The sequence below is a fragment of the Corynebacterium segmentosum genome, from assembly GCF_900637825.1.
Taxonomy (GTDB): Bacteria; Actinomycetota; Actinomycetes; order Mycobacteriales; family Mycobacteriaceae; genus Corynebacterium; species Corynebacterium accolens.
In genome coordinates this window covers 333,187-352,681 of the sequence record NZ_LR134408.1, presented here as the reverse complement: position 1 = coordinate 352,681, position 19,495 = coordinate 333,187, and the positions used below count along the sequence as shown (strand labels likewise).

The following is a 19,495-nucleotide window of genomic DNA, read 5'->3' as shown; positions in this document are numbered from 1 at the left end:
CATTTTTCTAATGACCCCCCAATACCGAATGCACGGTTCTAGATATGTGGCCCGATACTCCTCCGCTCGCGCGCGACTACGCATTTGCCAGCGGAGTCCGTTCCGACGAGACAATCGCTCAACTAGATGAGCATCACCAGCATTTAATGGAAAAACTCGCGCTCACCGGCCCACCGCATCATGTATGGGAGAATCCGATTTTCGCCAAGCAAGAATTGAACCTTCCGCACGGCGAGATAATAAGCGACACCAGAAGCTTCAAATCTGTTTTGAATTCTCGAAAATCCGCACGTTTTACGAATACAGAGCTAAAATCAATTAGCCTTAGGTCACTAGCATCAATCCTTTACGATTCCGCAAGCTTTTCAAAGCGCCCAACAACAAACGAACAGAAGTCCGGAAACATCCATTTTCGTTCGGCCCCATCTGCCGGAGGATTATGCTCAACCGAGCTCATTGTCCGCGTTAGTAGATGCGATTCAATCGACGATGGTTATTATTTATACCCCCCGAAAAACCATTCCTTACTGTTTCTCAATCATCTAGAGCCCTATAAGGAATGGAAGACCGCGGTTGGGAAACAATCGCATGTCGTGGATGCCCCAATACATTTTATTACTCTTGGTGATCCTCGAGTCATATCTTGGAAATACGAAAGTCTAAACTCGATTCGAACGCTCTGGCTAGAAATTGGGCACCTTAGCCAAGTTATTCAAATGGTTGCTACAGCCACTGACCACCTCTCTCGGGGCATTTCTCTCTTTCGGGAAGACATCATCGCTGACAACGCGGGACTAGATTGGCGATCTTTCCTCTGGGGCATGCTAATTGCAATTGGGCCTAGGGACGACTGAGATGGCTTTGTTATAGGAGGAGCATTGAATATAGATGAAGTTGATCGCACCAACCCAAGTGATTTTAGACTATTCCTGTGGTCTGACCTCGTGGCTCAGATAGCCGGGGTAGGAGCCGGGCTTGCTATTCCGGTGGTCACTCTACGCTTGAGCGATAGCCTTACCCTTGCCGGCCTGTATGGAACCATCACCGGAATAGCTGCACTGGCAGGCGGAATCATCGGCGGCTCTCTTGCGGATATGTGGCGCCGCAAGCCACTCATCATTGTGACCAACGCTCTGGCCGGGGTACTCAACCTCGCGTTAGCGAGTCTCATCCTATCCGGAAGTTTCTCCCCCATGGTCTTCGGTGCGCTTCTCGGGAGCATGATGTTCTTTTACCGGATAGGTCAAGCTTGCTCCGACCCTTGCCTGCCCCAGCTCGTTGAGGAAGAACAGCTCGCCGCCAAACAAGGGCTCATCCAAGCACGTCTGCAATTTGCGGGACTCATCGGCCCCACTGTGGGCGGCGCGCTTCTAGAAGTCAATGTGGCACTGCCCTTCGTGTTTGTCGGTCTGGCAAATATCCTCACCATTGTCTTCTTCCTCTTCATCAGGGCTCGCCTAGACCCCACAAAGAAGGCAGAGAACAAGCTCCTACGCACGACGAAGGAAGGCTTAGCCATCGTGGCTCGCGCGCCACTACTTCGCGGGCTCATTGCCATGCAAACACTGTCGAACTGCGCAATTAACGGCTCGCTGTTCATGGCGGTCCTCATACTGGAGGAGGGGAATAACCCTGGATGGGTAACGGGACTAGCCCGCACGTCCATAGGCCTCATCGGGATTGTGGGGGCTTTGTCGACGGGTTGGTTGCAGAAGAAGTTCTCCTTCGCCACCCTTCAGGTAGGCACATGCGCCTGGGTTGCTGCATCAATCGCCTGTGGTGCCCTGCTCAGCCCCAGTCTGTTGATGATCATCCCCTTAGGGCTGTCTGTTCTTACAGCCCCAGCCGCGGGCGCGGTAACCTATGCCGCACTCCACAGGCTTCTGGCAGAAGAAACTTTTGGCCGAGTCACCAATATCCAAATGAGCACCGTCGTTTCACTCTCTAGTGTGTGGTCGACCCCGCTGGCCGCATTGTCTCATCGCTGGACCTTGACCACTGGTTTGTGGGCCAATGCGCTCGCCGGGCTCCTCGCTATCGGGCCCGCCCTTATCTTTGTGCGCCGAGCCGATCGCGTCCTTGCGCAAGCAGACGCGAGGGAGAAAGGGAATTCCCCTAGCCACTCATGAGCGCAAGTCAACTGTTCCTATGAATGAGACTCGGCTTCTTCTTTGTGATTCCACGGAACGATGGCGCTGACATCAGTGGTCTGGCGAGTTTTCCACAGATCGTATTCCTCTTGAGTCCGAGCCAGAACTCCGCGGAATTCCCAAAGTAGGCCGACCAGCGCAAGGCCATATCGGCGCTGATACCGAGCGCACCGCGGGTGATTTTGCAGACTTGAGAGCGGGTAGTGCCAATGTCGTTGCCAGGCGATACTGGGTAATTCCGCAGGGTTTGAGGAATTCTAGGAGAAGAATTTCTCCGGGATGCGGAACGGGAACAACATCAACATGAGTGCGTGCTTCAGTGGTAGTCGATAAAGTCAACGCCAACAGCTCCTTCGGGGGCCTAAACGACAGGATGTGTTGGTGAAGTTATATGTTTAGCCGGTCTGGCGTGCTGGTATTAGGATTATTTCACTTATCCGGAGGCATAACGCAGCCTCGGACCTGAAATACCGCCGGGGGCATGCTGATGTGCTAGGTGCCGAGGGAGAGTGTCAGGAAAGTCGGCCCGGCAACACGCAAGGTCATCGAAGAACTCATCGCGGCGAAAGCCATCTCGGCCGAGGGTGTCAGGAAGTTTGTGTGTGAGGCTCTGATCTAGAAGGAGTTTCACAGATAATGACTACTGTGTCACCGAAGAAAAACCATGACCCGGCGAGGGTCAACGACATCAGTGAGAAGCTGATGGAAAATCCTTAAGCTCGCCAGCTTGATTGGCGTGCTGTCGATGTCCACCGATGACGCCAGCGAGCTGGTCAAAGGCCTGTTGCAGGCTTCGATTAACGCTGGTCTTAAGGCAGAGATGGATGCGCATTTGGGCTATAGCCATTCCGAACACAAGGCCAAAGCCCAGGTGGAAACCGCACAGAGCAGCAATCACCGCAACGGGTCGTACACCAAAACCGTCAACTCTGGCTACGGCGCGGTGGAAGTGACCGTGCCCAGGGATCGCGCCGGCACGTTTACTCCCCGGATGATGCCCAAGGGCACACGTCGGCTCACAGAGCTCGACGACATGATTATCTCGCTGTACGTCGGCGGGATGACCGTGCGCGATATGTGCCACCATCTCGCAACCACCCTCGGTGTGGATATGAGCCCGGATACGATCAGCACCATTACCGACGCGGTCTTGGAAGAGGTCATGATCTGGCAAACCGCCAGCTCGACGAGTTCTATCCGGTGATCTTCCTCGACGCGCTACGCGTTAAAATCCGTGACGGCCACCGCGTGGTCAACAAGTCCTGCTACATGGCGGTTGGTGTCGACATGGACGGCATCAAGCACATCCTGGGATTGTGGATCGCGGACAATGAAGGCGCCGCATTTTGGGCATCGGTGTGCGGATCTGGCCAACCGCGGTGTCCAAGACGTGTTCATCGTGTGCTGCGACGGGCTCAAAGGCCTGCCGGAAGCCGTGGAGGCAACCTGGCCGAATTCCATGGTGCAGACCTGTATTGTGCACCTGATTCGGGCTGCGAACCGGTGGGTGTCCTACCAGGACCGCAAATCAGTCTCCCGCACACTGCGTGAGGTCTACACAGCCGCTAACGAGGACACTGCACGTGCCAGCCTGGATGCCTTCGAGGCCAGTGAACTTGGCCGGAAATACCCCCAGTCGGTCAAAGTCTGGCGGGACGCATGGGAGCGGTTGGTACCGTTTCTGCAGTTCCCGCCAGCGGCGCGGCGAGTGCTCTACACCACCAACTCGATCGAATCGCTCAACACCCAACTGCGTAAAGCTACCCGTAACCGGGGGGCAATTCCCGAACGATACTGCCGCACTGAAGACGCTGCGGCTGATGATCTGCGACATCGAAGACAAGCGCGCTGCCCAGCGAGCGAAGAAAACAAAACGCGACATTGAAGGCAACGGCTATATTGAAGGAGCGAAAGCCACCGGGTGGAAACAAGCCATCAACCAACTAGCCGTGGCCTACCCCAACCGATTCGCGGATTACTTGTAAACCAAGCCCCCGCACACAAAGAATCGGACACTCTCTTTTTCTTCATCTGCCCTGCACAAATAGGGCATCGTTCTCGGTTAGTAGTCACCGGAAGAATCAACCAGCTCACTATATACCATATGCACGTAATGACAGCCAAGCTCACCAGCAGCCGAACGAACGCTACGCCCACTGCCAACCAAGGCGACCAAGCCACGACGATCCGACTCAGACAACGAATGAAACGGGCCCACAACTCCAAGCACAACAACACCCTCCTAAGGGAAAGTGTTGCAACGACCCTCTGAACTCAAGAGGGGCATATAAAACGGGAGAAGCCCCCATCTCCCACCGCATTTAGCGCGGTAAGAGTGGGGGCTTCGAAAGCGTGAAGCTCAGTTAAATTACTTGAGCTCGACGGAAGCGCCAGCCTCTTCCAGCTTGGTCTTAGCAGCCTCAGCGTCGTCCTTGGAAGCGCCTTCGATGATGGCCTTAGGTGCACCTTCAACCATTTCCTTAGCTTCCTTCAGGCCCAGGCCGGAGACGAGCTCGCGGACAGCCTTAATAACGCCGATCTTCTTAGCGCCAGCGTCGGTCAGAACGACGTCGAACTCGGTCTGCTCCTCAGCAGCGGAAGCGCCGCCCTCAGCCGGAGCGCCCGGTGCAGCAGCAGCAACCGGTGCAGCAGCCTCAACGTCGAAGACGTCCTCGAATTCCTTAACGAACTCAGACAGTTCGATGAGGGTCATTTCCTTGAAAGCTTCAATGAGCTCGTCCTTGGTGAGCTTAGCCATGATGGCAAGTCCTTTCTGTGTTGTGTGCTTGTTCCCCGGTGATGAGGTAGCAAGCACGGTGTTTTATGTGTGCGTCTGTTGTGACGACTTAAGCTTCTGCTTCCTTCTTGTCCTGCAGAGCAACAACGGTGCGAACCGCCTTGGTTGCAGGAGCGTTGAAGACAGCGGCTGCCTTCGCCATAGAACCCTTCATAGCGCCAGCCAGCTTTGCGAGGGTGGTCTCGCGGTTGTCCAGCTTGGCGATGGCCTGAACCTGCTCCGCAGACAATGCGTCGCCGTCCATGTAGCCACCCTTGATGACGAGTGCCTTGTTGTCATCAGCAAACTTGGTGATGATCTTCGCAGCATCTACTGCCTCGCCCTTGATGAACGCAATTGCGGTCGGGCCAGTCAGCAAATCATCAAGACCTTCGATGCCAGCTTCGTTGGCAGCGATCTTGAAGAGGGTGTTCTTGGCGACGGAGTAGTCAACGTCAAAGCCCAGGTTGTTACGCAGCTCCTGCAGCTGGGATACGGTCAGGCCGCGGTACTCAGTCAAAACGACGGAGCTAGAATCGGCCAGCTTCTCCTTCAGCTCTGCCAAGTCTGCAGTGTTCTTTGGGTTTGCCATTGTCTCTCGCCTCCTTCCAAAACATCTCTTTTATTTTCCGCTGGGGCCTTCCAAAAAGAAAAGCCCCGTGCAAGAGCACAGGGCGTGCGACATGAGAAATGCCGCGGAATGCACAAAGTGTCTCCTGCGTGGGCCGCCTCCAGGGTGGAGAACTTTCAATCCTTAGTGGATGACCAACGGTCTTCGGTGAACTTTGACTCGGCCACAAGGCCGTTCAAACTTCACAAGGGATACTACCGTGCTTTCCTCGCATTCCCAAATTGCCCAGCCGCGTAGGCTATCTAGTATGACTTCCCTCATGTGGTTTCGCGATGACCTGCGCTTATCCGATAACCAGGCCCTTACCCGCGCCGCGGAGGCCGCCACCGATAAAAACGGTTCTAAGCCAGAGTTAGTGGCCGTTGTCCTCGATGAGCCCGCCTACCCCAGCACCCGGCCGCTCGGTGGCGCCACTCACTGGTGGCGGGAGCGTTCGCTCCATGCCCTAGCGCAGGAGCTTGCCTCCCGTGGGGTGAAGCTTCTGCGCGCTACCGGCGATGCCCGCACCGTCATTCCCCGCATCGCCCACGAGGTTGGCGCCGATACCGTCACCTGGAACCGCCGCTACCACGGCCCGCTGCGCGAGGTAGACGCGAGGGTCAAAGCAACGCTTGCCGATGCCGGAATTAACGCCATCTCCTGCCCCGGTTTCACCCTCGTGGAGCCATGGGAGGTCACCAACGCCCAGGGCAACCCTTATAAAGTCTTTACTCCCTTCGCGGCCGCCGCGCGGTCCCAGCTTGCTGATGAGGAACCGCTGCCAGTACCGGAATTGCTGGCGGGGCGGGAGATGGGGGCATCGGCAAGCAGGAGCTGGCCCAACCCCAGCGCCGATGAACCGCAGTGGGCTGCGTCGCTCGCCCAGTATTGGACTCCCGGAGAGGCCGGTGCGCGCGAACGCCTAGCCCAGCTCGACTTAGCTCACTACGCCGAGGAGCGCGATATACCCGCGCGCAACGCCACGTCCCTGCTCTCGCCGCACTTGCGCTTTGGCGAGGTATCCCCGCGCGAGGTCTGGGTGGCCGCCGCCGAGGAGCCCGACGCGGAGAAATTTCAGTCCGAGTTGCTGTGGCGCGACTTTGCCTGGCACCGGCTCTACCACCTGCCCGATCTGGCCACCCGCAACGTGCGGCAAAAATTCAACCGCTTCGACTGGTCCTGGAATGACCCGCGGCTAAAGGATTGGCAGGAGGGTACGACGGGCATCCCGCTTGTCGATGCCGGTATGCGCGAGCTCTGGCACACCGGCTACATGCACAACCGCGTGCGCATGGTGGTGGGTTCGTTTCTTACCAAGAACCTGGGCATCCATTGGCGCCTAGGCGAGGAATGGTTTTGGGACACCCTGGTGGATGCCGATGCCGCCTCCAATCCGTTTAACTGGCAATGGGTGGCCGGCTGCGGCGACGATGCCGCACCCTTCTTCCGCATCTTCAACCCGGAAACCCAGGCCCAGCGCTTCGACCCGGATGGCGCGTATATCCGCCAGTGGGCGCCCACGCTATCCGCCCCGCCCATCGTGGACCTCAGGCAGTCGCGCCAAGCGGCGCTAGATGCCTACGCCGAGATCAAAGACGCAAACTAACGCCCAGTACCTTGGCTTTTCGTTCACACCGCAGGGCCTGATGTTCGATGCAAAAAGACCCCAAGGAAAATCCTCGGGGTCTTCATTCACGCGCTATGCGCTATCACCGTCTTAGTCGGTGTAGCCCTTCTGCACGGAGCCGTCCACAGGAATACCTGGGCCGGAGGTGGTAGAGATGGTGGCGCGCTTGATGTAGATGCCCTTTGCGGAAGCTGGCTTCAGGCGCTGGATTTCATCCATGAGGGCGCCGTAGTTCTCAGCGAGCTTCTCAGCATCGAAGGAAGCCTTACCAAGGATGGCGTGCAAGTTTGCAGCCTTGTCCACACGGAAGGAGATCTTACCGCCTTTGACCTCGCTAATTGCCTTAGCAACGTCGTTGGTCACAGTGCCGGTCTTCGGGTTAGGCATGAGACCACGTGGGCCCAAGACGCGGGCGACGCGGCCAACCTTGGCCATCTGGTCCGGGGTAGCGATGGCAACGTCGAAGTCCAGGTTGCCCTCATTGATCTGCTCGATCAGCTCGGAGGTACCTACGATGTCAGCGCCAGCTTCCTGAGCTGCGGTTGCCTTCTCGCCCTCAGCGAAGACGGCGACGCGAACGTCCTTACCGGTGCCGTTAGGCAGGGAGACAGTACCGCGCACCAGCTGGTCAGCCTTGCGTGGGTCAACGCCCAGGCGGAAGACGACGTCAACGGTGGCGTCGAAGTTCTTTGAGGAGGTCTCCTTGGCCAGCTTTGCGGCCTCGATCGGACGGTACAGGCGGGACTTATCTACCAGTTCCGCAGCGGCCTTAAAAGCCTTAGACTTGGTGCTCATTTAACAATTCCTTTTCTGGATTGGCGTGGTATTTGACGGGCCGAAGCTGGCCCTACCACATAAAGTTTTTACTTCTCCGGTGCGCCATCGATGTTAAGGCCCATGGAGCGGGCGGTACCAGCGATGATGTGTGCGCCGGCCTCGATGTCGCGGGCGTTGAGGTCCTCGAACTTGGTCTGTGCAATTTCCTTGCACTGATCCCAGGTGACGGAGCCGACCTTATCGGTGTGCGGGACACCAGAGCCCTTCTGAACGCCTGCGGCCTTCAGCAGCAGCTTGGCTGCCGGCGGGGTCTTCAGCTTGAAGTCGAAGGAGCGGTCTTCGTAGACGGTGATCTCAACAGGGACCACGTTGCCACGCTGGTTCTCGGTAGCGGCGTTATAAGCCTTGCAGAATTCCATGATGTTGACGCCGTGGGCACCCAGTGCCGGGCCAACTGGTGGTGCCGGGTTAGCGGCGCCAGCCTCGATCTGCAGCTTGATGAAGCCAGATACCTTCTTCTTAGGAGCCATCGAATTACCTCTTTCCTGTGGTACCGGACCTGCGTCACGATGAATAACGCGGCCCGTCCGGATGCTCACCTCAGTGGGCCACCGGAGGATGAAACGATTTACGTGTGCGCACGCAAAAGGCGCACGGCGTTCCAGTCTAGAACACCGTGCGCCCTGCACAAAATCATTTTTTAAGAAATGCGCTCGATTTCCGTCGGCGACAACTCCACTGGGGTTTCGCGGCCGAAGATGGAGACCAAGCCCTGCATCTTGCCGGTTTCCGGGTCGATTTCGGAAATGGTGGCAGATACGGCAGCCAGCGGGCCGGACAGGATGGTAACGGCCTCGCCCACCTCGAAGTCGTGGGCGTATTTCTTGGCCACTTCCTTCTCTGGCATTTCGACGACCTGCTCGCCCTCTTGCTCGTTCGGGGCGGCCTCGCCCTTGGTGGCGGGCGCTTCATTCGGCATGAGGAACTTAGCCACATCGCGGGTCTTGACCGGCGTCGCGTTGCCTTCATTGCCCACGAAGGAGGTCACGCCGGGGGTTTCGCGGATGACGGACCAGGCGGCATCGTTAAGCTCGGCGCGCACCAGGACGTAGCCCGGCAGCAGCTTGCGCTTAACAATCTTCTTCTTGCCGTCCTTGTTTTCCATGATCTGCTCGATGGGGACGACGACCTCGAAGATGGAGTCTTCCACCTCAAGGGTCTGGGCACGCATGTCGAGGTTGGTGCGCACCTTGTTCTCGTAGCCGGAGTAGCACTGGATGATGTACCACTGGCCCGGCTGCTTCTTCAGCTCGCGGGTGAAGTCGCGCAGGCGCTTGCGGTAAGCGGCGTCCTCGGCCTCTTCCTCGGTTTCGGCGGACTCCGCTGGGGCAGCCTCTGCGGACTCCGCGGCGGACTCGGCTTCTGCCGCGGGGGCATCGGCAAGCGCAGCGTCTGCGTTGTTGGTGCCATCCTCAGCCGGCGCTGCGGCCTCCTCTTGGGCGTCCTCGACTGCGCTGGCGTGCTCTGCAGCCTGCTCCTGCACGTTGGACTGCATGGCCTCCTCTAGGGAGGTTCCTGGGTTTTCGACGTTATTCTCGTCGCTCATGAGTGGTACTCCAAAATGTCATCGGCGCGTGTTGTAGAACCAGCCTACCCGCGGCGCGTGTGGGCAAAAAGTATCCCGCCGTTCCGGAGTGCGGAAACAGCGGGATAAAAGATTATGGGGTCATTCTAGCTAATTAGTCAGAATCTTCTCAACTCCGAGGCCAGCCAGGGTATCAACGCCCCAAACCAGCGCGGTCATGACAATCAAGAAGGCGAACGTAATGAGGGTGTACTGCAGCATCTCCCCACGAGTGGGCCAGACCACCTTCTTCATTTCAGAGACAACCTCGCCGGGGAATGCGGCGATGCCGCCACCCGGGCTGTCGGTGCGGTTTTTATCCTCAACGCGGACGACGTTCTTCTTCGCCGAGTCCGTGGAGGTCGTGGAAGCCGCACCAGAAAGCTGGCGCTTACCGGTGGGACGCGGGGCCGCCGAGCCGTTCGGCTGCTGCTCATCGCTCACAGCTAACCCTCCTTGGGAAATGAAATCTTTTTCTGGGCGCGAAACCCCGCCCAGACATAACTTTGTCAACCCTAGCAAAAGCTGCACGGGCAGGAAAGCACGCCAGGCGGGTACGCCGCATCTGTGACAAAAATATCCCCGCCACCTGGAAAGCTGGTGACGGGGATTCTTGCAGGGGCGACAGGACTCGAACCTGCAACCTACGGTTTTGGAGACCGTTGCGCTACCAATTGCGCCACGCCCCTATTTTGTTATCCGTGACGCTTGAACGTCACGCGCCGATGACCTTACCAGATCCCTAATTCCGCACGGAAACCAGTGCTCTGTTAAGGCCATAGGCACGGTAGTAAAAAAGCGCCGCAGTGGCGCTTTTCTTTCCCGGTAGCGATGGCGAGAATTGAACTCGCGACACAGCGATTATGAGTCGCTTGCTCTACCACTGAGCTACACCGCCATGGTGAACACCTTCATCCTGCAGGAAGATATTTCCTCCAGACATGAATGGAGCCCCCTGACAGAATCGAACTGTCGACCTTTTCCTTACCATGGAAACGCTCTGCCGACTGAGCTAAGGGGGCATATCCCAGCATCAAGCACGTCAATATTTCGTTGTGCTCTCCGTTGCGGACTTCAATAATTTAACCTGCCACCTCCACTTTGCACAAATCGCCACGTCAGCGCCCATAAGTGAGCAAATTTCTGCGGCTTAGACGATGGTGGTCCTGCCCGCCCGGTGTGCTTGAATGAAAGGCATGCTGGATCATAAAGACTGTCTTTCTCTCGACGCCGCGAAGCTCTACTACAACTCCGGTTTTTCGCAGGCGGAGGTGGCGGCGCACCTGGGAATTTCCCGGCCGACGGTCTCCAAATTGCTCACCCACGCCGCCGAGCGCGGCTTTGTCACCGTGAGTATTACCGATCCCCGCGAGCAGTCCGATGAGCTGGTTTCTGCGCTCTGCGAGCGCTTTTCGCTTGCCGATGCCCGCGTCACCGCCACCCCTCCCGGCGGATCCCTGCTCGCTGATCTAGGCAGCGCTGGCGCCGCCCTATTGGAAGAACTCATTACCGATCACACCTCGGTGGGCCTTTCCTGGGGCGAGACCATGTCCGCGGTGGCCTCCCATTTACGCAAGCGTCCGCTAGAGGGCGTGGACATCGTCCAGCTCAAAGGTGGACACTCCCACTCGGAGCGCTCCACCAAGGATCTGCAGACTATGCAGGCATTTACCCAGGCCTTTAATGCCGAGGCACACCTACTCCCCCTCCCGGTCATCTTTGATTCCGTCGAGGCCAAGGAGTGGGTCGTCCGCGACCGGCACATTTCCACAATCCTCGATATGGGGGCGTCCGTGGACGTGGCGGTATTTACCGCGGGGGCCATCGAAAAGGAGTCCCTGGCGCTGAACCTGGGCTATCTCACCGAGGAAGAAAGTGAGGAACTTCTCACCAATGCCGTAGGCGATGTCTGTTCCCGCTTTTATACCGCCGAGGGCGCCATCGCCTCCCCCGCCGTGGATGCGCGCACCGTCGGCATCGGCTTGGACGATTTAACCCAACGCCCCACTCGCGTACTCGTGGCCGGCGGACACACCAAAACCCGCGCCATCAACGTAGCCCTTGAGATGGGCTTGGCCACCCACCTTGTAACCGATCAATCCACAGCTCACAGGCTATTGGAGCATAATTAACATAAAACGCGTCACACTGAGGGAACATTTGTTAACCATCCCATTGACATTGGTTCCGGGCGGACTAGACTAACCCATGTACACACCCGAAGTTCACATGGAGGAGCACGTCAATGTCCGCCACCGACATTTCCACCCCGCACATCAACCCGCACGGCGCACCAATCGCAGAGACCATCCTGCTGCCCGGTGACCCACTGCGCGCGAAGTTCATTGCTGATAACTTCCTCGAAGACACCGTCCAATTCAACGAGATCCGCAATATGCTGGGCTTTACCGGCACCTATAACGGCAAGCAGGTATCCGTCATGGGCACCGGCATGGGCATCCCGTCCATCGGCATTTACTCCTGGGAGCTCATCCACAAGTTCGGTGCGAAAAAGCTCATCCGTGTCGGCTCCATCGGCGCGATGCAAGAAGACATCGAATTGCACGATGTCATCGTTGCTTCCTCTGCCTCCACCGATTCCAACTTCCTGTCCCAGTATGACCTGCCAGGCACCTACGCTCCCACCGCATCGTGGAAGCTGCTCAAGGCCTTGGTTGATGAATCCGAGAAGCAGAACCAGCACATTCACGTGGGCAATATCTTGAGCTCGGACATCTTCTACAACATGGACCAGACCGTGAACGACCGCTGGGCACACATGGGCGTGCTCGGCGTGGAGATGGAATCCGCAGCGCTCTATGCCACCGCCGCCGAAGCCGGCGTTGACGCCTTGGGCCTGTTTACCGTCTCCGACAACATCGTCACCGGCAAGCAGCTTTCCGCTGAAGACCGCCAGACCGCCTTCCGCACCATGGTGGAGCTCGCTCTGCCGCTCAACGCGCTGGACTAAAAGGACCCCGCCGCCATGCTGAAAAAAGTTAAGGCCACCCCGGGTGAGCGCACCCAGGTAAATCCCAAGGCCGCCGTCCCCATCCTGCTTTTCGTCTTCGTCTTCTCCCTCATCATTGACAATGGTTTCAAGACGATGACCATGCCGATCGCGGAAGCGCTCGAAATTTCCGATAAGACCGCGTCGCTGCAGGCCTCCCTGGCCGGCGTGATCATTGGTATCGGTGCCGTTGTCTACGCCGCCTTGGCAGACTCCATCTCTATCCGGAAACTGATGCTTACCGGCATCGTTTTTGTGGCCGTAGGTTCCATCCTGGCCTTCGTCTTCTCCGGTTCGTGGGCCATGGTATTAACCGGCCGCCTGATTCAAACCACCGGTTTGGCCGCCGCTGAAACACTCTATGTCATCTACGTGACCAAGCACTTGAGCGAGGATGATCAAAAGACTTACCTCGGCTTTTCCACCGCCGCCTTCCAGGCTGGCCTGCTCATTGGCGCGCTGACCTCCGGATTCATCTCCACCCACGTGTCTTGGACCGCGATGTTCCTCATCCCGCTCATCCTCCTGCTGACCATTCCGCCCATCATTAAGAATGTGCCGGAAGATGAGGCCGTGGAAAGCCACCTGGACGCGCTCGGCCTGTTCTACGTAGCCCTCTTTGCCAGCGCGCTTATCTTGTTCATGCAGGATTACGCCTGGTACTGGCTCATCTTTGCCATCGTGGGCGTTGCCGCATTCACCGTGCACATCAAGAACGCAAAGAACCCCGTGGTCACCCCGGAATTTTTCACCAATGGCCGCTACGTGTGGACCATTATCATGGTGCTCTTTGTCTATTCCACGCAGCTGGGCTTTATCTTCCTGCTGCCCTTCGCAGCCCATGACATGCACGGCATGAGCTTGGATCAGGCTTCGCTGTTGATGGTTCCGGGCTATATCTGCGCCATCCTCGTCGGTATCTTCTCCGGCAAGATTGGCAAGGTCATGTCCTCTCGCGCCACCATTTACACCGCCTTTGGCATGGTTGCCGGCGCGCTCTTGTTCGCCGCGTTCTTCGCGCAGGTTCACGTTTCCGTACTCATCATCGCCATCGTGGCCTTTGCCAGCGGCTTTGCGCTGATGTACGCCCCACTGGTCAACACCGCCCTGCGCAATATCAGCGCAGCCAAGTCTGGCATCGCCATTGGTTTCTACAACCTCACCATCAATATCGCCGTGCCCCTGGGCATTGCCTATACCGCCAAGCTGCAGGAATCCACCAGCTACACCACCACGCTGTTGGTCCTCACCTTCATCGCCGCCATCGGCTCTGGCCTCTATGTGGTCTCTGACCTCAAGATGGCCCGTAAAGAATCCGCTTCTATTTCCTAAAGGAGAAAATCATGACTTCTCGCACTGACGTTGCTTCCTACATCGACCACACCCTGCTCAAGCCGGAGGCCACCTCGGAGCAGTTCCGCGCCTTGGTAGAAGAGGCCACCGAGCTTGGCACCTATGCCGTGTGTGTCTCTCCTTCCGCCCTGCCGCTCGAGACCCCAGAGTCCCTCCATGTCGCCACGGTCGTGGGCTTTCCTTCCGGCGCCGTCAAGCCGGAAATCAAGGCTGCTGAGGCAGCCCGCGCGGTTGCCGATGGCGCCGAGGAAGTAGACATGGTCATCAACATCCCGCTGGCCATCGAGGGCCGCGCCGAGGAGCTGCAGGCAGAAATCCAGGCCGTGCGCGATGCCATCCCAGGCAAGGTGCTCAAGGTCATTATCGAGTCTGCCGCGCTTTCCGATGCCGCCATTGTCCTCGCCTGCCAGGCTGCCGCTGCCGCTCAGGCGGACTTTGTCAAGACCTCCACCGGTTTCCACCCCGCCGGCGGTGCCTCCACCCACGCGGTCAAGCTCATGCGCGAGACCGTGGGCGACAAGCTGGGCGTGAAGGCTTCTGGTGGCATTCGCACCGCCGAGGATGCCCTCGCCATGATCGAGGCCGGCGCCAGCCGCCTGGGGCTATCCTCCTCCGCCAAGATCCTCGAGGAGCTTTAAGCCATGGCTGTGGATACGAGCTTCGATTTCGACTACGCCCGCACCTGGGCCGAACACGATCCGGATGCGGACACCGCCCGCCAGGTGCTGACTTGGATCGAGGAAGAAAATTCCCAAGAACTCGCCGCCGCCTTCGCGGGCCCCCTGAACTTTGGTACCGCTGGCCTGCGCGCCGCCGTGGGCGCGGGCGAATCCCGCATGAACCGCGCCGTGGTCATTCGCACCACCTACGGGCTTATCACTTGGCTCAAGCAGCAGGTGGATGCGCCGGTCGTGGTCATCGGCTGCGATGCCCGCCACGGATCCGCACAGTTCCAGCGCGATGCCGCGCAGGTTATCTCCGCCGCCGGCGGCAAGGCCCTGGTTCTGCCTGCACAGAATCCGACCCCACTGACGGCTTTTACGGTCCGTTCCTTGGGCGCGGATGCCGGTATTATGGTCACCGCCTCCCACAACCCACCAGCCGATAATGGCTACAAGGTGTACTTGGGTGGACGCATCGCCACCGGCCCGGGCGAGGGCGTGCAGCTTATTTCTCCGGCGGATTCCGAAATTGCCGCCGCTATCGCTAAGGCTCCCTATGCCGACGAGATTGCGCTCTCTTCTGAGCGCATAGAGGACGTCGATACCCGCGCGGACTATCTCGACCGCGCCGCCGCGTTGGTCGGTGACAATACCGATATCACCATTGCGCTGACCGCCATGCACGGCGTGGGCGCCGAGCTGGGTAAGGAACTGCTGTCTCGCTGCGGATTTACCGTCTCGCTGGTGCCAGAACAGGCCGCTCCTGACCCAGATTTCCCCACGGTTTCTTTCCCCAACCCGGAAGAGCCCGGCGCGCTGGACCTTGGCATTCAGCACGCCGAGAAAATCGGTGCCGATATCCTTATCGCTTACGACCCTGACGCCGATCGCTGCGCAGCCGCTGTGCCTACCGATGGCACCTGGCGCCAGCTCAGTGGCGATGAAACCGGTGCCTTGCTTGGTGATTACCTCGCCCGCCGCGGCGCTACCGGTAACTTCGCCAACTCCCTCGTATCGTCCCGCCTGCTCGGGCGCATCGCCGCGCACTACGGCCTCGGCCACGAGGAAACCCTGACCGGTTTCAAGTGGATCGCCCGCACCCCGGAGCTGGCCTTCGGCTACGAAGAAGCCATTGGCTTCTGCCCCGATCCCAACGCTGTGCGCGATAAGGACGGCATCTCCACCTCCGTGGTGCTCGCCAGCCTCACCGCCGAATGCAAGGCCGCTGGAAGCAGCCTCCTAGGCCGCTTGGATGATATTTACGCCACGGTCGGCGCCCTGCACACCCAGCCGCTGACTTTCCGCGTCGAGGACTTGAGCCTGATTACCCAAGCAATGGACAAGGTTTCTACCACCCCGCCGACCGAGCTCGCCGGTTCCCCGGTATCCAAGGTGGAAAAGTTTGCCCAAGGCTCGAAGTTCTTCACCGAGAACGATGACCGCGTCATCGTTCGCCCCTCCGGTACCGAGCCCAAGCTCAAGTGCTACCTGGAGTCCCCCGACGCCGGTCGCCTCGATGCCATCGCGGCTGATCTGCGCGATTACTTCGGGCTCTAATCCGCCCGCTTACTGAAGACAGTTTTATGGGCCAGCAGGATTTCGCCACCATAGTGCGAATCTGCTGGCCCATACGGCTTTATAAGGCGGTCTAGAGCACAAGGGCTCTTCTTTCCCTACGCGGGAAGCGCCCAACTCGGGCGGGCCCTCATGCCATCAGGTCAATTACTTAACATCCAAGTACTCGACTAGTTCCTCCGCGATCTTTTTCGCACCCGTTGGGCCAAGGCCCAAGAACCAGAGGTCATCGCTGACGCGGAAGGCCTTGCCTTCCTTCACCGCTGACAGATTCTTAAATTGTTCGGATTCGACAATTTTGTCCTCACCAGTGGCCGATGGGTCGCCATAGCTGGAGTAGAACAGGTAATCTCCGTCTGCCTCAGAAATGGACTCTGGAGAAATCTCCGCTGCCAGCTCATCAATGTCCTGGTTTTCTGGGCGATCCAGTCCCGCATCGCGCAGAATGACACCGATGAGGGACTTATTGGCGTACAAGCGGATCTTGTCTGGCATGAATCGAAGCATAGAGACGGTCGTGTCCTTCGGCATCTTCTCCTTGACTTCAGCCAAGGTATCCGCATAGTCATTGAGGATATCGACGGTTTTCTCCTCTTCACCGAGCGCATCACCGATCAGCCGGAAGTCTTCCTTCCATGGATATCCTGGGCGGATAGCCAACACAGTCGGCGCGATATCGGAAAGCTGTCCGTACAGATCGTCCACGCGCAGCTGGCTGCCCACGATGAGATCGGGCTTGAGCTCTGCGATTTTTTCGACGTTTACCTCCTGAATGGTGCCCACCGAAGGTACGTCTTTCACCTTGTCAGCCAAGTAATCCGGCACTGGATTCGCACCCTTAGAGGTAACCATGCCTACCGGCTTAATCCCCAAGGACAGCACAGAGTCGAGCTCACCCATGTCCAGCACCACTACGCGCTCTGGCTTCTCTTTAATCTCAGTTTCACCATTGGCGTGTTTGATGGTGCGCGGGAACTGGCCGGGCTCAGCATCGGTTCCCAACTTGGCGGTTTCTTCATCTGCGGTACCAAAGCGCTCACCGCTATGGGAGACGCTTTCATTGCCCGGACCGCCCTTGGAATCGTCATTTTCGGCGGCACTGCAAGCAGACAGTGACAAGGCAATGGCGACGGCGGCAGCCATGCTTGATAGCAGGCGTTTTTGTTGAACACTATTTCTGACATAATCGTTAGCCTAAGCTAACTTACTTATTTATTGAAAATAATATGACGCATACCAAATCAACGCTCCCCCCAATGGGTGTACCGAATACTCGTCGCCGCAGGTGGCGGGTCGGCGCCTTCCTTGCACTTGCATTTCTGCTAATGGCGCTTCTGATTGTGCTCAGCCTGTTCATCGGCGCGCAGTCTTTTAGCCCCTCTGAAATAGTCGCAGGCCTCCGCGGCGGCCCCGGCAGCAGCACGGCTGGAGACATCCTCTACGAGCGACGAATCCCACGCACCATCGCCGCCATCCTCGCGGGTACTGGGCTCGCGGTCGCCGGTTGCATTCTCCAGATCATCACCCGAAACCCGCTGGCAGATACCGGAGTATTCGGCATGAACGCCGGCGCCGCCTTCGCGGCCGCGCTCGCGCTTAGCGTATTCGGGCTAACTTCACCCCTAGCTTTTACCGCCGCTGCCTTGATCGGTGCGGGTGGCACCATGCTATTAGTTGCGCGCCTAGGCCGAGACATCTCTGGCGCCATTGATCCGCTCCGTATCGTGCTTGCCGGCGTGGCGTTAAGCGCTGTGTTCGAAGGCCTTTCTGAGGGCATGTCGCTCCTAGATCCGCAAGCCTTTGCCCGAATCAAGGCATGGATGGTGGGCAGCATGGATATTGCTTCTACCACCCCGCTTTATCTCATAGGGTGTGGATTGGCCGTCGCCGCAGTGATGTTGGTTTTCCTAGCGCCCCGCCTGACCGTCCTGCCGCTGGGTGAAAACGCTGCAGAAGCACTTGGCATCAACGTAGCCCAAACCCGCGCATTGGCCCTCTTTGTTGTGTCTTTGCTCGCCGCAACGACCACTGCCGCAGTCGGCGTTTTAGCATTTGTCGGCATGCTTGTCCCCCACTTGGTTCGCCAAGTAGGCATCACCAATGAGCGCGATCAGATTTGGATTAGTGGGTTAATCGGTCCAAATCTGCTTCTCTTCGCCGACATCATTGGGCGGCTTATCTTGCCCGGCGAGTTACCCGCCGGAGTAACCGTCGCGATAATCGGTGCTCCTTTCCTCATTTTCCTTGCACAACGCAAGCAGGTGGTTCTATGAGGACCACAGACCTAAATGCCACGAGGACCGCTACCACCTCGGTACGCACCATCGCTGCGCGATACCGCCGCCGCGAAATAATCGTGCTTTTTGTGGGCATCGCCGCAGTCCTTCTCGCTGCCGTCGTAGCGCTGACGTACCCTGGCGCAGGACTAGATCGCGTGTCGGCTTGGCAGGCGCTCATTCACCCCGACTCCGGCTTCGGCACCACCGTAATCTACGAATGGCGCTTGCCCAGAGTCACCGCTGCCATCGTGGTAGGAGCTGGCCTCGCTATCGCCGGCACACTTTTTCAGACCGTAACCCGCAACCCGCTGGGCTCGCCCGACATCATTGGTTTTAACACCGGTGCCTATACCGGGGTGATCGTGGTGAGCTACTTAGGGTTCAGCAGTTTTATTAACGTCGCATTAGGAGCGGTGATCGGAGGCGGGATCACCGCGCTGATCATCGTCGTCCTGGCCCTGCGCAGACAGGTAAGCGGCATGCGACTCATCCTGGTCGGTATCGGAGTCTCCCTTACGCTCTCCGCGGTCAACCGTTACCTCATCTTGAGCGCAGATTTGGACACGGCCATGACTGCGGCCACGTGGGCTGCTGGTTCGCTCAACGGCATTGAATGGATTTTCGTCGGCCCAGCGGCCATCGTGCTGGCACTAATCATCGTGCTAGCTTTCACGTTGAGGTCGCGCTGCGAGGCCCTAGAGCTTGCCGATGACACCGCCTACTCCCTCGGCCTAAATGTAACCCGCACCCGCCTTGTTCTAGTGTTTCTCTCTGCCCTTTTAACAGCACTGTGCACCGCGCTGGCCGGTCCGATTTCTTTCGTAGCCTTAGCGGCACCACACCTGACAAGGTTCCTTACCGGCGGCCAACGAGTCAGCCTCCCTGCTGGTGCACTTATCGGCGCCACCTTGCTATTGGTCTGCGACATCATAGGGCAACAGCTTTTCCATCCCACCATGCTTCCGGTTGGCGTCGTAACCGTCACCTTGGGCGGCACATACCTGATCATCCTCATGCTCTTCGCGCACCGCACCTACCGCAGGTAATTTTGA

17 protein-coding genes, 3 tRNA genes and 1 pseudogene are annotated in these 19,495 nt (G+C 58.2%); 11 read left to right on the top strand and 10 right to left on the bottom strand.

Going from position 1 to position 19,495, the window contains the following annotated elements:
* Positions 1-44 precede the first annotated feature (44 nt).
* The 3 genes and pseudogenes from EL217_RS01790 (at position 45) to EL217_RS01775 (ending at position 4,135) form a co-directional block, all read left to right on the top strand.
* Positions 45-854, top strand: a complete 810-nt coding sequence (locus EL217_RS01790) for a SagB/ThcOx family dehydrogenase (RefSeq protein ID WP_331855617.1) — start codon at positions 45-47, stop codon at positions 852-854.
* Positions 855-878: 24 nt separating this feature from the next.
* Positions 879-2,129, top strand: a complete 1,251-nt coding sequence (locus EL217_RS01785; protein ID WP_172596699.1) for an MFS transporter — start codon at positions 879-881, stop codon at positions 2,127-2,129.
* Positions 2,130-2,786: 657 nt separating this feature from the next.
* Positions 2,787-4,135, top strand: a pseudogene (locus EL217_RS01775) (IS256 family transposase).
* 383 nt (positions 4,136-4,518) lie between these two features.
* Here EL217_RS01775 and rplL read toward each other — a convergent pair.
* Positions 4,519-4,908 carry a 50S ribosomal protein L7/L12 gene (rplL, locus tag EL217_RS01770; RefSeq protein ID WP_005276856.1) on the bottom strand — a complete coding sequence of 130 codons (390 nt, stop codon included), beginning with the start codon at positions 4,906-4,908 and terminating at the stop codon, positions 4,519-4,521.
* Between the two features lie 88 nt (positions 4,909-4,996).
* Entirely contained in the window at positions 4,997-5,518 is a 522-nt protein-coding gene (gene rplJ, locus EL217_RS01765) for a 50S ribosomal protein L10 (RefSeq protein ID WP_005276854.1), read from the bottom strand.
* 286 nt (positions 5,519-5,804) lie between these two features.
* On the opposite strand from rplJ, the gene EL217_RS01755 reads away from it, so the two are divergent.
* On the top strand, positions 5,805-7,142 hold the full coding sequence (locus EL217_RS01755; protein ID WP_126318241.1) for a cryptochrome/photolyase family protein: 1,338 nt from the start codon (positions 5,805-5,807) through the stop codon (positions 7,140-7,142).
* Positions 7,143-7,253: 111 nt separating this feature from the next.
* On the opposite strand, the gene rplA is transcribed toward EL217_RS01755, so the two are convergent.
* From rplA to EL217_RS01720, 7 genes are all read right to left on the bottom strand, one after another.
* A complete protein-coding gene (rplA, locus tag EL217_RS01750) occupies positions 7,254-7,958 on the bottom strand; it encodes a 50S ribosomal protein L1 (RefSeq protein WP_005276847.1) in 705 nt (234 codons plus the stop codon).
* Positions 7,959-8,026: 68 nt separating this feature from the next.
* Positions 8,027-8,470: a 50S ribosomal protein L11 gene (gene rplK, locus EL217_RS01745; protein WP_005276845.1), complete on the bottom strand. Its 444-nt coding sequence runs from the start codon at positions 8,468-8,470 to the stop codon at positions 8,027-8,029.
* A 170-nt stretch (positions 8,471-8,640) separates the two neighbouring features.
* Positions 8,641-9,546: a transcription termination/antitermination protein NusG gene (gene nusG / locus EL217_RS01740; protein ID WP_005276843.1), complete on the bottom strand. Its 906-nt coding sequence runs from the start codon at positions 9,544-9,546 to the stop codon at positions 8,641-8,643.
* A gap of 129 nt (positions 9,547-9,675) precedes the next feature.
* On the bottom strand, positions 9,676-10,008 hold the full coding sequence (gene secE, locus EL217_RS01735; protein ID WP_023016713.1) for a preprotein translocase subunit SecE: 333 nt from the start codon (positions 10,006-10,008) through the stop codon (positions 9,676-9,678).
* A gap of 172 nt (positions 10,009-10,180) precedes the next feature.
* Positions 10,181-10,253: transfer RNA gene (locus tag EL217_RS01730), tRNA-Trp, on the bottom strand.
* A 137-nt stretch (positions 10,254-10,390) separates the two neighbouring features.
* A tRNA-Met gene (locus EL217_RS01725) sits at positions 10,391-10,462 on the bottom strand.
* A gap of 48 nt (positions 10,463-10,510) precedes the next feature.
* Positions 10,511-10,586 (bottom strand) — tRNA-Thr (locus EL217_RS01720).
* A 174-nt stretch (positions 10,587-10,760) separates the two neighbouring features.
* Here EL217_RS01720 and EL217_RS01715 point away from each other — a divergent pair.
* From EL217_RS01715 to EL217_RS01695, 5 genes are all read left to right on the top strand, one after another.
* Positions 10,761-11,696 carry a sugar-binding transcriptional regulator gene (locus EL217_RS01715; RefSeq protein ID WP_126318239.1) on the top strand — a complete coding sequence of 312 codons (936 nt, stop codon included), beginning with the start codon at positions 10,761-10,763 and terminating at the stop codon, positions 11,694-11,696.
* 113 nt (positions 11,697-11,809) lie between these two features.
* Positions 11,810-12,535 carry a purine-nucleoside phosphorylase gene (gene deoD, locus EL217_RS01710; RefSeq protein ID WP_126318237.1) on the top strand — a complete coding sequence of 242 codons (726 nt, stop codon included), beginning with the start codon at positions 11,810-11,812 and terminating at the stop codon, positions 12,533-12,535.
* A gap of 15 nt (positions 12,536-12,550) precedes the next feature.
* Positions 12,551-13,906 carry an MFS transporter gene (locus EL217_RS01705; protein WP_005276835.1) on the top strand — a complete coding sequence of 452 codons (1,356 nt, stop codon included), beginning with the start codon at positions 12,551-12,553 and terminating at the stop codon, positions 13,904-13,906.
* 11 nt (positions 13,907-13,917) lie between these two features.
* Positions 13,918-14,565: a deoxyribose-phosphate aldolase gene (deoC, locus tag EL217_RS01700; RefSeq protein ID WP_005276833.1), complete on the top strand. Its 648-nt coding sequence runs from the start codon at positions 13,918-13,920 to the stop codon at positions 14,563-14,565.
* A 3-nt stretch (positions 14,566-14,568) separates the two neighbouring features.
* Positions 14,569-16,146: a phospho-sugar mutase gene (locus EL217_RS01695; RefSeq protein WP_126318235.1), complete on the top strand. Its 1,578-nt coding sequence runs from the start codon at positions 14,569-14,571 to the stop codon at positions 16,144-16,146.
* 165 nt (positions 16,147-16,311) lie between these two features.
* On the opposite strand, the gene EL217_RS01690 is transcribed toward EL217_RS01695, so the two are convergent.
* Positions 16,312-17,307 (bottom strand): ABC transporter substrate-binding protein, encoded by a 996-nt coding sequence (locus EL217_RS01690; RefSeq protein WP_126318233.1) that lies wholly within the window; start codon positions 17,305-17,307, stop codon positions 16,312-16,314.
* Between the two features lie 182 nt (positions 17,308-17,489).
* On the opposite strand from EL217_RS01690, the gene EL217_RS01685 reads away from it, so the two are divergent.
* Positions 17,490-18,437, top strand: coding sequence for a FecCD family ABC transporter permease (locus EL217_RS01685; protein ID WP_005281133.1), 948 nt, complete (start codon positions 17,490-17,492; stop codon positions 18,435-18,437).
* Positions 18,434-19,489 carry a FecCD family ABC transporter permease gene (locus EL217_RS01680; protein WP_005281130.1) on the top strand — a complete coding sequence of 352 codons (1,056 nt, stop codon included), beginning with the start codon at positions 18,434-18,436 and terminating at the stop codon, positions 19,487-19,489. Before EL217_RS01685 ends, EL217_RS01680 begins: the two co-directional genes overlap by 4 nt.
* Positions 19,490-19,495 lie beyond the last annotated feature (6 nt).